Genomic DNA, 14,675 nt, shown 5'->3' with positions numbered 1-14,675 from the left:
GTGTCCCTGCGCGGTCTGGCCACTGCGCCGGTCCGGCTGCCCCTCGCGGCCACCGGAGCCACGCTGGGATTGCTCCGGCGGCCGGTCGCGGTAGCGTCACGGCTGGGGGACCCAGTAGTCGCTCGAACAGTCGCCGAACTCACCGAGGGCATCGGCCGGGAACTGAGCGCACTTGCGGACCCGCGGCGCATGCGTACGCAGCGGCGTCTCACGGTGCATGCCAACCGGATTCACGCCGAGGTTCGCGGCTTGCAGTCGGCACAGAGCGCTCGGGTAGCCGAGTTGGCGCGCAAACACCTCGAGCAGGAACCGGAGGTGTGCTGGTTCCAGGTCAATGCCGCCACCGGGCGGGTCGTGGTGGCCGCGGACCCGCAACGCCTGTCTCCCGCACAGCTGGAAGCGATCCTGGAACGCGTCGAGGATCTCGCCGGAACCAGTGCGGAGCCGTGGAGCCGCGGGGTCGAGCACCCCTCCGATCGGGAGCCGGTATTGACCTCGGCGCTGCAGCTGACCGGCGATCTCATCGGGATCGGTGTGGCCGTCACGGGGCGGTTGCTCCCGGCACCACCGCCGGCCCATGTAGTCCGGGGGGCGGTGGCTCTGGTGGACGGACAGCCGCGGTTGCGCGGCGCACTGGAAGCCCAGCTCGGCCGCCACCGCACCGATACCGTGATCGCGATCGGAAATGCCCTGGGCCAGGCCATGGACTCGGAAGTGACCGGCCTGTGCGCCGATGCGGTGCAGCGGGCGGTGCGGCTGGTCGAGGCCGCCGCTCGCTTCGCGCAGTGGCGGCGCTGGGAACAGCTGATCGCCGACCCGGACCTGCCGGGCGTCGACGTATACGATGCGCCCGAGCCGCGGCCGGTACCGCTGCCGCATGGACCGATCGAGCGCTGCACCGAACAGGTCAGTACGGCTGCGGCACTGGCGTCGGCGGCAACGCTGGCCGGCGGCCGCACGGTCGCCGATGCCGCCGACGCCGTGGCGGCGGGCGTGCCGAAGGCTGCGCGGGCCGGTCGCGAGACCTTCGCCGGTGCGCTGTCGACCCTCATGGCGGCGCGCGGCGTACTGACCCTCGATCCGTTCATGTGGCGCCGCCTGGACCGGGTTTCCGCGGTGGTCGTCGACCGGGACGCGGTGCGCGGTCAAGGGGCCATGGTGCTCGACGCCGAATCCCACGACGACCGCTGGCCGGTCGAACACGTGTGGAGCGCCGCCCAGCGACTGCTCTGGTGCGATGGTGAGGAACTACCCATCCCACCACCACCTGAGCATCAGCGTGAGAATCTGCATCTGGCCATCGATACCGACGCCGGCCCGCGACTCGGCATGGACGCGGATCCTCCCGACCCCGGAAGCGATCCGGCGGGCCCGGGCTGGCACCTGCTGCATGAGCACGGACATGTGGTCGGGCGGGTGCTGATCGGGAACGAGCCACATCCGGGCGCCGCCGGGCTGCTGGCCACAGCCCGGCAGGCGGGCCTGCGGGTGGTACTCATCGGTGACGAGGGCACCGGCGAATTGCGGCGCAGTGCCGATGAATTCGTGCTGGCCGGCGGGTCGGTGTCCGGGCTGGTACGGCGACTGCAGCGGCAGGGGCATGTGGTGGCGGTGGTCAGCGGCGAGGCACATCGCGCCCTGGGTGCCGCCGATCTGGGCATCGGTATCGCCTCCCGAACTCCCGGCGCTTCGGCACGGATCCCCTGGCAGGCGGATGTGGTGTGCCCGGATCTGAGTTCGGCACGGCAGATCATCGCCGCTACCGGCCAGGCACGCAGTGTCAGTGAGCGCGGCCGGGTCCTGACGCTGTCGGCGGCCACGCTCAGCGGTCTGTTGCTCGCGTCCGGTCCCGCTGGGTCTCGGGCGGCGCGGGCCACCAGCCCGGTCACGGCGGCCACTCTGATGGGGTTGACAACGGGCCTGAACTGCGGGCGCCGGGCCGCCCGCGCGACCGGGCCGGCCGAGGTGCGGCTGGTGCCGTGGCATGCCCTGGAACCGGACGAGGTGCTGGCCCGACTACCCGCCCCGCGCCGGGCGGCGGCGCCACCGCGCTCGCACGTCACCACCGTCGCCAGCCGTATATCGCAGCGATTGGCCACGCCCGCAACGAGTCTCGCCGGTCTGGTCGCAGATGTGCGCCGCGAGCTAGCCGATCCGATGACTCCACTGCTGGGTGTCGGCGCGGTCGCCTCCGCGCTGCTCGGCTCGCCTACCGACGCCGTGCTCGTCGGCACGGTGCTGGGGCTCAATGCCACAGTGTCGGCCCTGCAGCGCCGCCGCGCCCGGCTGTCGCTGGACAAACTCCTGCTCGGCGAGCGCTTGACTGCTCGGCGGCTCACCGAAGGCGGCGAAATCGAGACTCCGGCAGATGGTCTGCTGGCTGGTGACGTGATCGCTCTGGCCACCGGCGAGGTAGTCCCTGCGGATGCGCGGCTGCTGGAGACCGATGGGCTGGAAGTGGACGAGTCCGGCCTCACCGGCGAGACCGTGACCGTGGAAAAGCAGACCCCCGCCACACCCGGCGCCCTGCTCGCAGAACGCACCGGCATGGTGTTCGAGGGCAGCGTCGTGGTCAGCGGCGAGGCGACCGCGGTAGTGGTGGCAGTCGGAACCGCAACCGAGGCCGGTCGTGCCCTCGCCGCCGCCGGGCCGCCCCCCAGCGGCGGCGTGCAGGAACAGCTGCACAGCTTGACCGAACGCGTGCTGCCGTTCACCCTCGGCGGCGGAACCGCCGTTACCGTCACCAGTTTCCTGCGTGGGCTGCCGCTGCGCCTGGCCCTCGCCGACGGGCTGGCCGTCGCCGTCGCCGCCGTCCCCGAGGGACTGCCGCTGGTGGCGACGGTCGCCCAACTGGCCGCTACCCGCCGCCTGTCCCGCCGCGGCGTGCTGGTCCGTTCCAGCCGCACCATCGAGGCACTCGGCCGCGTCGACACCATGTGCTTCGACAAGACCGGCACCCTCACCGAGGGACAATTGCGGCTGGTCGCGGTTGCCGATCTCGATCAGAAGTGGGACAGCGACCATCTCGCGAGCACGCCACAGTCGCGCGGGCTCCTGCGCGCCGCCGCCTACGCCTGCCCCAACCCCGACGATGCCCCACTGGTACACGCCACCGACCGAGCTGTCGTCGAGGCAGCACACGCATATCTGGGGCACGGACAGCCCCATGCCTGGGCTCCCATCGAGGAGTTGCCGTTCGAGAGCTTCCGCGGGTACTCCGCGGCGGTGGGCAACACCGGTCAGCAAATCCGGCTCGCCGTCAAAGGCGCACCGGAAGTGCTGCTGCCACATTGTGATCAGGTCCTGCGCACCGATGACGAAGGCCGGCGGCAGACTCGGCCGTTCACGCCCGAGTGCCGCGCCGACGCGGAGGAGGCGGTGCGACGGCTGGCCGCGCAGGGGTTGCGGGTGCTGGTGGTGGCGCGGCGCGATTTCGCCTCCGCTCCGCACGACCTCACCGAAGAGATCGAGCAACTCACCCTTCTCGGCTTCCTCGGCATTGCCGACAGCCCGCGCCCACAGTCACTGGAACTACTTGCCGAATTGGCCCGCAACGACATCAGCGTGCGGATGATCACCGGTGATCACCCGATCACCGCGCGCGCGGTCGCCGAACAGCTCGCCATCCCCGCCGACACGGTGGTCACCGGCGCCGATCTGGACCTGCTGGACGAGGAGGGCCAAGCCGAACTCATCGAGCAGGCAACAGTTTTCGCGCGGGTATCGCCCGAACATAAAGTGCGCATCGTATCCGCGCTCCAGCGCCGCGGGCACACGGTAGCGATGGCAGGCGACGGCAGCAACGATGCGGCCGCCATCCGCACCGCCGATGTCGGTATCGGGCTGGCCGCTCGAGGGTCGGTCGCCGCACGCGAGGCCGCGGACCTGATCCTCACCGACACCGGCTCTGTCCTCGACCTCACCGTGCTGCAGGAGGCACTGGCCGAGGGCCGCGGCATGTGGCAGCGAGTCCGCGACGCGATCGGTGTACTGGTCGGCGGCAACGCTGGTGAGGTGGCGTTCACCGTCCTGGGCACGCTGCTGTCCGGCCGAGCCCCGATCGGCACCCGGCAATTCCTGGTGGTGAACCTGCTCACCGACCTCGGTCCGGCAATGGCGCTCACACTCTCGGAGACCCGGCCCGCCGACGACACCGAAACGGCCGACAGGACACTCGGGCCACCGCCCGGGATCGGAAGCGACTTCCTGCAAGCCGTCGCCGTGCGCGGCGCCTGCACCACCATCGGCGCCGGCGCGGCCTGGCTGCTCGGCCGCGCCACCGGCCGGCGCCGCCGCGCGGAAACGATGGCACTGGCCGCCCTTATCGGCACGCAGCTCGGGCAGACCCTGGTGATCGGCCGGCACAGCAGCTTGGTCTGGGCGACTGTGGCAGGCAGCTCCGTACTCCTCGCCGTGATCATCATGGCGCCGGGAGTGAACCGGTTCTTCGGGTGTGTACCACTGGGGCCGGTAGCGTGGTCGATCGTGCTGGGCTGTGCCGCAACCGGCACCTGCGCGGCCCTGCTCACCGGCCGCGCGCTGTCCGGGCCGCGGCCCGACGTGGCCTGCTTTTCGCAGAGTGCTGACACGGACCGGGCAATCTGCAGGCCCGACAATGTCTCGGATTCCCGCCAGCACGAACTGGAATCAGCGCTTGCCGCACCCTGAGCAGTCACGGGCGCCCAGCCGACCCCGAAATTCGCGAATCATGATGTGGGTGCAAACCCTCGGCGGCGCGGGCCGCCCACAATTGCCGGGACCGCTTTCACCTGCCACTTGACAGAACAGGCCCACACATCAGGTGTCGCGGGCCAGGATGGCGGTGAGGGTCGCGGTCAGGGCCGAGGTGGGGTCGGCGGGAAGGGCGTCGGTGCGCCAGGCGACGATGCCGTCGGGGCGGGCAAGGAGGACTCCGTCGGCGGGCAGACCCGTTGCCGCCCACCACTTTCCGTCCGGATCGCGTAGGTCCGCATCGGGGCCGAGGCGGTAGGCCGCCATGCGCACGCCCGTGGCGGCCGCCGCTTCGGATGCGGCGGTGGTCCACGGCGCGCCCTGCGGGCCGGTCAGCAGCACGAATCTGCCGTCGAAGAGGTCCAGGGGCGAGATGGACTCGCCGTTGCGCGCCAGGCCGCCGTGCGGGATGCGGGTGCCCGGGGTGCCGGAGAGGTCCTCGGGTCCGTTCAGGAGTTCGAGGCCCTCCGGCGCAGGGTGTTCGGACAGTACGGCGCGGGAGCGATAGCGGTTGCCGATGGTCAACGAGAACATCGACACGCGCTCCTCGGCGGGGAGCAGGGCGTCATCCTCGCCACCGGTGATCAAGGTGGCGGCCGGGCCGACCAGCGACTGCCGGGAGATCAGACCGGCGATCGGATGACGCTCGGCCTCATAGGTATCCAGGAGCGCCTCGCCCGCCTGCCCGTGCAGGACCGCTGCCAGTTTCCAGGCCAGGTTGTGCATGCCCGCGATGGCGGTGTTCACGCCCATGCCCAGTTTCGGCGGCATGGTGTGTGCCGCATCCCCGGCCAGGAACACCCGCCCGACGCGGAACCGTTCGGCCACTTGCTGGGCCGGACGCCAGTGCGCGATCTCGACGACCTCGACCGGAATGTCCGGCACGCCAATGCCGTCCAGGATCAATTCGCGGCAGCGTTCGGGTGTGTACTCCTGCTCGAAATTCTGCTGGATCAGGAACATGCCGCGATCGGGGTCGGTGATCAGGAAGAACCCGCGAACGCCCGGGCGGTCGATGAACACGGCGTCGGATTCGTAGCCGCGAACCAGGTCGGCCCAGGGGGCACGGAAGTAGACGAAGATGTAGTACTCCTCCAGCACGCCCTCCCCCACCATGGGCACGCCGAGTTGCTCGCGTACATGGCTGTGCGCGCCGTCGGCCGCCACCAGGTAGTCGGCCCGCAGCACCGTCCGCGCTCCCGTGGCGCGATCGCTCACCGTGGCGGTCACGCCCGCCGAATCCTGTGTGAACGACTCGAGTTCGAACCCGTAGCGGATATCGCACCCGCGTTCGCGGGCCGCCGCACCCAGCAGCGGCTCGGTCACGCTTTGCGGGCAGTACCAGAACATCGGCTCGGGACTGAGCGCCTCGGGATGGTCGGTGATCCGCAGGGCGTCCTCGATGGACGGGAAGTCCTGATGCCCGGACGCGGCCAGGCTGTCCTTGCGGAGGGTGCGGGACACCTGCGTGCCCGCCGCCAGAACCTCTTTCTCCAGCCCGAGACCCCGAAAGATCTCCAGCGTACGGAAATTGAGATTGCGCGCTCGGGGGAACCAGGACACATCACCCCGCCGCTCGACCAATATCGAGGACACGCCGTGTTGCTCGAGCAGCAGCGCCAGCGACAGACCGGCCCCACCGGCACCGACGATCAGAACTGGAGCGTTTGCCGCATCGGTCATGAACATGCTTCTCTCGCAAGCGAATTGAACCCCTCACCTACGGTACATTCGCCGCTGCCCAGCGGCGCGTTCTTCGAAGGTCGAGCACCGGTAAGAATCGTGTCGCCGGCTCGGCCCATGCCTTCGTCGGCGGTGTCGATCGGCAGCGGGCCGGCCAGCGACCGCAGCGCATCCAAACCTGCCCTAGCAAACGACCATTTCCACTGTGACGGTCCACTGCTGCTCAGGCCGGGTGGATCGAAAGGGGGCCGATCCACCCGGCCGCCGAGCGCGATGCACCGCTCGCGCTGGCGAAGCGGCCCACCGATTCCGGGGGCGTCCACGTTGACCCCGGCCGGATGATCCGAAATGAGAATGCGGCGCGATAACCGCAACCAGGTCCCCGCCACGCTCCACGATCAGCTCACCCACACCGCACCCTACTGAGATCCTGTGCCGGAGCGCCCGAATACGCGCTGGTGGCACGAATCGAGAGTGCCGAGGCACGGAAGGTCGCAGATATCTCCGGATTAGCTGTGGCGTGGGGCCGTTGTCAGAGAGCTGGATGTCGACTGTGACCTTGAAACCGAGTCGCTCGCTGGAGTCCGGATCAACGGTCGATGGACCGTGGGCCCTGCTCGGAGCCCGGCAATCGTTCGGCCCGTGACCGAGCCGGCCGAGCAAAAACAGAAGCACGGGGCTTCGGCGAAATCGGCGACCAGAGAGATACGTGGTGTCGATCTGCCGGAAGCTCTTTGGCGTGCATTGCTGGTCTGTTGCCGTCCACCTGGTGGTTCGTTACAGGTACAGCTCGGGAGGGTCGTCGAAGTCGATGCCTGCTTGACGTGCGCGGGCGACCATTTTCCGGTCCCACTCCCGATGCGCGCGTAGCGCCATCCGGAATTCGCCCATCTGCTCCGACATGCGTTGGGTTTCGGAGATGGCGAGGTCGCTGAGCACCTTCGCGGCGTCGGCTTTCTTCTTGGTCATGCTGGCATCGACATCGCCTCGCTTGAACCACGCCGTCACCGCCGCCGACAACGCCGAAGAGCTGGCCAGCAGCATGAGTGCGGAGAACAACGGTGAGGACGCGAACGCATTCACGAGGCGGCCCTCCTGTCACGGATCGCGTGCAACGCCTTCAGGTCCTGCAACAGCTGCCGACGCTTCCACAGAAACGCGACACCCACCGCGACGGGCAGCACACCACCCGCGACCGCGGCCGCACTGATGGATTGCCGATGGACCTGCATCATCGACAGCTGCACACCGGAGGCCACCAGCGACCAGCCCAGCGCCCCCAAACCGATCTGCTCGACCAGATAACCCCATACCCGCCGGGCGAATACACCGACCAGAGTCGCCACAGCACCCGCCAGCGTCAACCCCAGCCACAACACCCGCAATCCCGCAGGCAGGGTCGCGACCGCGGAATTCGCAGGCCCAGCGTGGAAACACTGCACCAGTGCCGACATACCGAACACAGCACACAGGACAACCTCGAAAGGGTCGTGGCGGGTCGGCGGCTTCACGCTCCTCATACCGGGTCACCGCCACCTCGAGCAGCAACCCGACCGGCCCCGCCCACGAATACGACCGTAGAGATGCCCACACGGCCAACCGATTTCGGTCAGCGACCCCATCGGCGGACAGCCCATCCAGCACGGAGACCTCCCGCCGGCAGGTCCTGACGACACAGAAAACGACGCGAAGGTAGCCACGATGCTCGCCTCCTGATTGCTGCGTCCGATCGATGCCCCACACCCCAGAGGGTGTGGAATGCTGCCGAAGGCTCCGGCCCTTTCATTAACACTCCTGAACCGGCTGCCCGGCAACGCATCTGCCGATCCGCTTTCGTCCGGTTTCGCACACCTGTTGCCAGACACCCCAACCACCACCGCATCCGGCACGCGTTCACTGCTGAGAAACCCATCGGTGCTTGCGTCGTCCCGACGGTCATTGTCGGCAATGATCCGCTGATGGCAGGTCGTCCGGCTGACCAGCACCAGCGCCAGCACAGGCACTACACGTCGCCCGGTGCCGGCTTCGGCTTCCCGGCAGCGCATCCGGACAACGGGCCGAAACCGGATCGGCTCAAAGGCGACCGACACCTGGGCACTGCGCGGTGCTGATTGCACGGATGGCGCGGTAGGCGAGCAGATGGGTCAGGAACAGATGTGGATGCTCGTCCCGCAGGGCATACAGCGCGGCCGTGTCGGTGGCACGGTCGGGCGTCTGCGGTAGGTCCAGCTCGTCGAACAGCACTGTCTGCAGGTCTGTTTCGGAATCGAGGTCGACCAGCCGACCGATCACCCGGCAGGCCGCGGCATGAAAATGCGCAGCCGTGTCGAGCAGATGCCGGTGCCTTTCGGCACCGAGGTCGTCGAGGTCGAGCAGCATCGGGCTCGCGTCAGCGAAAACTAAGTCGGTCACGACCATACATTCGTCACCGACCGTGCGCCTGGATCACCGCAAATTCGGCCCATGTAACGGACGTGACGATCACGCGCGGGCATCGCGGCCTCGGCCCGCCACCAGAATTTCGCAGGGTCGAGGTCGCCGGACCTGGTCACATACGGCGCCTCGGCGCAGGGTGACCGGTCAGTGCCGCGTACAGAGTCTTGGCGATCCCCAGCACGCCCAGCATGACCGCGACCACGGCCGCCGCCGGATGCCACTGCTGCTGCACCGTCAGCAACAGCGTCGTCGCTGCCGTACCGAAGGTGATCACCTCACCCCAGGACGGTCACCATCGCCTGCTGATATCTACCCAGGCTCATTGCTGGTGGCTCCCTTCAGTGCTCGCACATCGGCAACCAAACCGTTGACAGTCTCGATGAGCCCGGCGAGCGCATCGACGGGCGTGAGGTTCTGGCCTTCGCTGTTGTGGCCGAGCTGCGGCCAGCCCTGACCGTCCGGACCGCGTAACTGGTCCCAGATGTCTTGCAATTGCCGGGCTTGCTGTGGTGTCATGTCGTCTCCGATCAATGCGGTGAGGTCGTCGATGTCGCCGCGGAATGCGTTGGCGTCCACGCTCATCCCGGCGACAGAGGCTTGATCGCTGAACTGCCAGATCAGCGGTTGCGCATCCCCGTAGGGTGTCCATCCCTGGCCGCAATCGCCACCGGCAGCGGCATACAGGTCGCGGGCACAGCCACTGCCACCCGGGTACATCGACGCGACAAGCCCGGGCACCTGCGACAGATCAGGAGACCCGATCTGCTCCCAATACCATTGCGGCAGATAGGAAAGCACAACCTTCACCCCGACATCATCGAAAGCCCGCACCAATGCCCAGAAATCGCCGATATCACCCCCACCACCCTCGAAATCGATCATCACGACCGCACCACCATTGTTGGCCAGCCACGCCCGCACCTGCGCCACCGGGCCGCAGTCGGCCATGGCGTAGTGATAGCCGATGATCGGCAACCCGATCCTCTGCGCGGAGGCCAGGAATCCGGGCCACGCCGGATCTTGCAGGTAATCACCCTCGGACACCTTGGCCTCGACCCACGAGAAACCCGCAGCCGCGACCCCCGGGATGCTGATACCGGCCTGCCAGTTCGAGATATCCACCCCATACAAAGTCATCGAACTCGACCGCCTCTCGCGCTCGAATGCTCTGGAATACCTTGGTGACCCGCTGCTTTCATTGACGACCCGAACCGGTGGCCTGGCAACGCCTTTGCTGGTCCTTTCTTGTCCGTTTTCCGGATCCTTGCCGCACCGACACCGGCCGAGAGACGATGCAATCGACGCGCCCACGGATCCGCCCGCGCGCGATCGCGTATCGGCGGTGATCGCCCGCATCACGCCCGGCCCGGGCACTGGCGAGCTCGGGCGCATCGATCGTGATAGTTCTTGTCCCCCACAGCTTTTCGTCCTGAGCGCCCAGCTGCGCGGCCGCCCCATGTTCGGCGCGTTCGGCACAGCGTCACAGTTGTCGAACCGAATGACATGCAAACCCGCGCTCGATCAGCTCGGCGCGCAAGCCCTCCGGCCAGTTGTCGATCCGCACAACCGCACCCATGATCAACAACACCGGCGGTGCCGCCGGGTCGACGAAACGCTCATGCGGATTTCGATCCCGCCGACCCGATCCACCACCCGCTGCTCCCCCGATACCGCAGGGGCCGCGCCATGTTCGGCATGCTCTTGGTGCTGGCGGAATCCCAGCGCGAGCTGATCATCGCCGGCATCCGCAACGGCGTGGCCGCCGCCCGGGCGCGCGGCCGCACCAGCCGAAGCTGACCGGCGGTCAGATCGAGACCGCGCGGCGGCTCTACGACGAGGGCCGCCATACCGGGCGGCGGGTCACGAACATCTTCGGTGTCGAACGCGGTACGCCTCTACCCCACTGACGACGGCGGACGTCCCCGATCCGGAACCGCCAACCTCGCCGAGCCCGCGGCCATCGTGATCACGGCACGCGGACGCAGGACCGGTGGTGCTTGACGACCGACCGGAATCCTTCAGCGAATCCGATAACGAACGAAAGCGAACGCCCCGGGCCGGTCAGCGGCGTGTTTCAGGGTTGTTAATGGAAGTAGCGGGCCGCCATGAGAACTCGGGCAACCACACGGCTGCGACCGAGGAATTACCACAAGCAGTAAGGAGGCAAGCATCATGCCTACCATCACGTCCCTGTCCCCGACCTCCGGGCCCACGACCGGGGGAACCAGCGTCACCATCACCGGTACCGGGTTCACGGGGCCGACCACCGTGCTGTTCGGCACTACCGCAACGACTTTCACCCTGGACTCCGCGACGCAGATCACCGCGATCGCCCCCGCCGGCTCGGTCGGTACCGTGCAGGTCACCGTCACCACCTCGGCGGGCACCAGCAACGGGGTGCCCTACACCTACCTCGCGGTGCCCGCGCTGAGCAGCATCAGTCCCAGCCAAGGCACGACCGCGGGCGGGACGACGGTGACACTGACCGGGTCGGGTCTGACCGGCGTCACCGCGGTGAATTTCGGTGGCACACCCGCGACCTCGTTCACCGTCAACTCCGATACCCAGATCACCGCCGTCGCCCCCGCGGGCACCGGGATCGTGTCGGTCACCGTCACCGGACCGGGTGGCACCAGCAATCCGGTCACCTACGTCTACGTCGTCGTTCCGGCCATCACCTCCCTGTCCCCGGCCTCCGGACCCACCACGGGCGGCAACAACGTGACGATCACCGGCACCGGATTCACCGGCCCGTTGACCGTCCGATTCGGCGCGACCGCAACGACATTCACCATCAACTCCGCCACCCAGATCACCGCCGTCGCCCCCGCCCATGCGGCCGGGACGGTGCAGGTGACCGTCACCGCGTCAGGCGGAACCAGCAACGGTGTCACCTACACCTATGCCGCGGTACCAACCCTGACCAGCATCGCCCCCGCTTCAGGATCAGTGACGGGCGGAACCACGGTCGTTCTCACCGGCACCGCCCTCACGGGCACCACGGCGGTGAGTTTCGGTGGGACACCGGCAACCTCGTTCACCGTCAACTCCGATACCCAGATCACCGCTGTCGCCCCGGCCCATGCGGCCGGAACGGTGCAGGTCACCGTCACGTCCGCGGGTGGCACCAGTAACGGTGTCGCCTTCACCTATATCGCGGTACCCACACTGACCACCGCGGTACCCAACATCGGTCCAGTGACCGGCGGAACCACCGTCGTGCTCACCGGCACGGCCCTCACCGGTGCCACAGCGGTGAGTTTCGGTGGCACACCGGCGACCTCGTTCACCGTCAACTCCGCCACCCAGATCACCGCGGTTGCCCCGGCCGGGACAGCGGGGACGGTGCTGATCACCGTCACCACCGCGGGTGGCACCAGTAACGGTGTCGCCTTCACCTATGTCGCGGTACCCACGTTGACGACCGTGGTTCCGAATGTCGGTCCGGTGACAGGCGGGACGACGGTCGTGCTGACCGGCACCGCCCTCACCGGTGCCACAGCGGTGAGTTTCGGTGGCACACCGGCAACCTCGTTCACCGTCAACTCCGCCACCCAGATCACCGCGATCGCACCGGCGGAGGGGGCCGGAGCGGTGCAGATCACTGTCACCACCGCGGGTGGGACCAGCAATGGTGTTTCCTTCACCTATGTCGCGGTTCCTACCCTGACCATTGCGGTGCCGAACGTCGGTCCGGTGACGGGCGGCACGTCGGTCGTGCTGACCGGGACGAACCTGACCGGTGCGACGGCGGTGAGTTTCGGTGGGACACCGGCAACCTCGTTCACCGTCAACTCCGCCACCCAGATCACCGCGGTCGCTCCGGCCGGGACAGCGGGGACGGTGCTGATCACCGTCACCACCGCGGGTGGCACCAGTAACGGTGTCGCCTTCACCTACGTCGCGGTTCCTACCCTGACCATTGCGGTACCGAACGTGGGACCGGTGGCCGGCGGAACCACGGTCGTTCTGACCGGCACGAACCTGACCGGCGCCACAGCGGTGAGTTTCGGTGGGACACCGGCAACCTCGTTCACCGTCAACTCCGCCACCCAGATCACCGCCGTCGCCCCGGCGGGTTCGGCGGGGACGGTGCAGATCACCGTGAGCACCGCGGGTGGGACCAGCAATGGTGTCGCCTTCACCTATGTCGCGGTACCTACGTTGACGGTGGCGGTACCGAACGTGGGACCGGTGGCCGGCGGAACCACGGTCGTGCTGACCGGGACGAATCTGACGGGCGCGACGGCGGTGAGTTTCGGTGGGACACCGGCGGTCTCGTTCGTCGTGAACTCCGCCACCCAGATCACCGCCGTCGCCCCGGCCGGGACAGCGGGAACGGTGCAGATCACCGCCACCACCGCAGGTGGCACCAGTAACGGTGTCGCCTTCACCTATGTCGCGGTACCTACGTTGACGGTGGCGGTGCCGAACGTCGGTCCGGTGACGGGCGGGACGTCGGTCGTGCTGACCGGGACGAATCTGACCGGCGCCACAGCGGTGAGTTTCGGTGGGACACCGGCAACCTCGTTCACCGTCAACTCCGCCACCCAGATCACCGCGGTTGCCCCGGCCGGGACAGCGGGAACGGTGCAGATCACCGCCACCACCGCAGGTGGCACCAGTAACGGTGTCGCCTTCACCTATGTCGCGGTACCCACGTTGACGGTGGCGGTACCGAACGTCGGTCCGGTGACCGGCGGGACATCGGTCGTCCTGACCGGCACCGCCCTCACGGGTGCCACAGCGGTGAGTTTCGGTGGCACACCGGCAACCTCGTTCACCGTCAACTCCGCCACCCAGATCACCGCGATCGCACCGGCCGGGACAGCGGGGACCGTAGTGATCACCGTCACCACCGCAGGCGGAACCAGCAACGGCGTCGCCTACACCTACGTCGCGGTACCCACGCTGACGGTGGCGGTACCGAACGTCGGTCCGGCGACCGGCGAAACCACCGTCGTGCTCACCGGGACGAACCTCACCGGCGCCACGGCGGTGAGTTTCGGTGGCACACCGGCAACCTCGTTCACCGTCAACTCCGCCACCCAGATCACCGCGGTTGCCCCGGCCGGGACAGCGGGAACGGTACAGATCACCGCCACCACCGCAGGCGGAACCAGCAACGGCGTCGCCTACACCTACGTCGCGCTTCCTACCCTGACCGCGGCGGTGCCGACCACCGGTTCGGTGGCCGGCGGGACGACGGTCGTGCTCGCCGGGACGAACCTCACCGGTGCGACGGCAGTGAGTTTCGGTGGCACACCGGCGACTTCGTTCACGGTTGATTCCGCAATCCAGATCACCGCCGTCGCCCCGGCGGAGGTGGCCGGGACGGTGCAGATCACCGCCACGACCGGAGGTGGCACCAGCAACGGTGTCGCCTTCACCTACGTCTGAGAGCGAATGCGGCTGGACCGTCGGTGGGCCATGGCCTGCCGGCGGCTCAGCCGCGCCGCGATCGAACCCACAGTCAGCACTGTCCCAGCCCTTGGAGTCGACGGTGACCAATTCGGGTCAACCCCGGGCGGCCTCGATCATGGCCCGGCCCGCGATGAACCACCACATGATAGACAGTGCGGCAGTTCCCAGGGTTGCGGCGAGGATTCGCCAAGGCGGAACTGGTTCTATGACGGGCCGGTCGTCTGGAATCCCGCGGAGTCGGTTCCACCGCCACCGCAGGTGCGCCCGTGCGGAATTCACCGCCGTCTCAGGAAACAGGCCGAGCGTCAAGCCGAATCCGCGGGTAGCGCCGATCCCGATTCCCCCGACCCACACGACGCCGATCGCGAGCTGACCTATCGTCACCAAGCCGATCGCCAACT

9 protein-coding genes are annotated in these 14,675 nt (G+C 68.1%); 3 read left to right on the top strand and 6 right to left on the bottom strand.

What is annotated here, in order from left to right; all coding sequences use genetic code 11:
- Entirely contained in the window at positions 1-4,668 is a 4,668-nt protein-coding gene (locus tag ACIRRA_RS15190) for an HAD-IC family P-type ATPase (RefSeq protein WP_402767663.1), read from the top strand.
- Positions 4,669-4,797: 129 nt separating this feature from the next.
- Here the strand turns inward: ACIRRA_RS15190 and ACIRRA_RS15185 are convergent, their stop codons facing one another.
- The 6 genes from ACIRRA_RS15185 to ACIRRA_RS15160 form a co-directional block, all read right to left on the bottom strand.
- Positions 4,798-6,414, bottom strand: coding sequence for an FAD-dependent monooxygenase (locus tag ACIRRA_RS15185; protein WP_402767661.1), 1,617 nt, complete (start codon positions 6,412-6,414; stop codon positions 4,798-4,800).
- 777 nt (positions 6,415-7,191) lie between these two features.
- The gene (locus tag ACIRRA_RS15180; protein WP_357000110.1) at positions 7,192-7,497 is read right to left on the bottom strand and encodes a hypothetical protein; all 306 of its coding nucleotides are present in this window, start codon (positions 7,495-7,497) and stop codon (positions 7,192-7,194) included.
- Positions 7,494-7,934 (bottom strand): hypothetical protein, encoded by a 441-nt coding sequence (locus tag ACIRRA_RS15175; RefSeq protein WP_402767659.1) that lies wholly within the window; start codon positions 7,932-7,934, stop codon positions 7,494-7,496. Before ACIRRA_RS15175 ends, ACIRRA_RS15180 begins: the two co-directional genes overlap by 4 nt.
- A 553-nt stretch (positions 7,935-8,487) precedes the next feature.
- Complete coding sequence (locus ACIRRA_RS15170; RefSeq protein WP_402767658.1) at positions 8,488-8,832, bottom strand: hypothetical protein; 345 nt, start codon at positions 8,830-8,832, stop codon at positions 8,488-8,490.
- A 130-nt stretch (positions 8,833-8,962) separates the two neighbouring features.
- Positions 8,963-9,124, bottom strand: a complete 162-nt coding sequence (locus ACIRRA_RS15165; RefSeq protein WP_402767656.1) for a hypothetical protein — start codon at positions 9,122-9,124, stop codon at positions 8,963-8,965.
- Positions 9,125-9,159: 35 nt separating this feature from the next.
- Positions 9,160-9,972 (bottom strand): GH25 family lysozyme, encoded by an 813-nt coding sequence (locus ACIRRA_RS15160; RefSeq protein ID WP_402767654.1) that lies wholly within the window; start codon positions 9,970-9,972, stop codon positions 9,160-9,162.
- 471 nt (positions 9,973-10,443) lie between these two features.
- On the opposite strand from ACIRRA_RS15160, the gene ACIRRA_RS15155 reads away from it, so the two are divergent.
- Both ACIRRA_RS15155 and ACIRRA_RS15150 read left to right on the top strand, forming a co-directional pair.
- Positions 10,444-10,647 carry a recombinase family protein gene (locus tag ACIRRA_RS15155; protein ID WP_402767652.1) on the top strand — a complete coding sequence of 68 codons (204 nt, stop codon included), beginning with the start codon at positions 10,444-10,446 and terminating at the stop codon, positions 10,645-10,647.
- 375 nt (positions 10,648-11,022) lie between these two features.
- Positions 11,023-14,250: a beta strand repeat-containing protein gene (locus ACIRRA_RS15150; protein ID WP_402767650.1), complete on the top strand. Its 3,228-nt coding sequence runs from the start codon at positions 11,023-11,025 to the stop codon at positions 14,248-14,250.
- Positions 14,251-14,675: the final 425 nt, after the last annotated feature.

It is taken from the genome of Nocardia sp. NPDC101769, assembly GCF_044766925.1.
Taxonomy (GTDB): Bacteria; Actinomycetota; Actinomycetes; order Mycobacteriales; family Mycobacteriaceae; genus Nocardia.
This window is presented reverse-complemented; position numbering and strand designations above follow the sequence as displayed.

What these genes read in the sequence shown, in the direction of transcription:
- ACIRRA_RS15185 (WP_402767661.1), bottom strand. Translation starts at nt 6,414, where the DNA reads ATGACCGATGCGGCAAACGCTCCAGTTCTGATCGTCGGTGCCGGTGGG.
- ACIRRA_RS15175 (WP_402767659.1), bottom strand. Translation starts at nt 7,934, where the DNA reads ATGAGGAGCGTGAAGCCGCCGACCCGCCACGACCCTTTCGAGGTTGTC.
- ACIRRA_RS15170 (WP_402767658.1), bottom strand. Translation starts at nt 8,832, where the DNA reads ATGGTCGTGACCGACTTAGTTTTCGCTGACGCGAGCCCGATGCTGCTC.
- ACIRRA_RS15150 (WP_402767650.1), top strand. Translation starts at nt 11,023, where the DNA reads ATGCCTACCATCACGTCCCTGTCCCCGACCTCCGGGCCCACGACCGGG.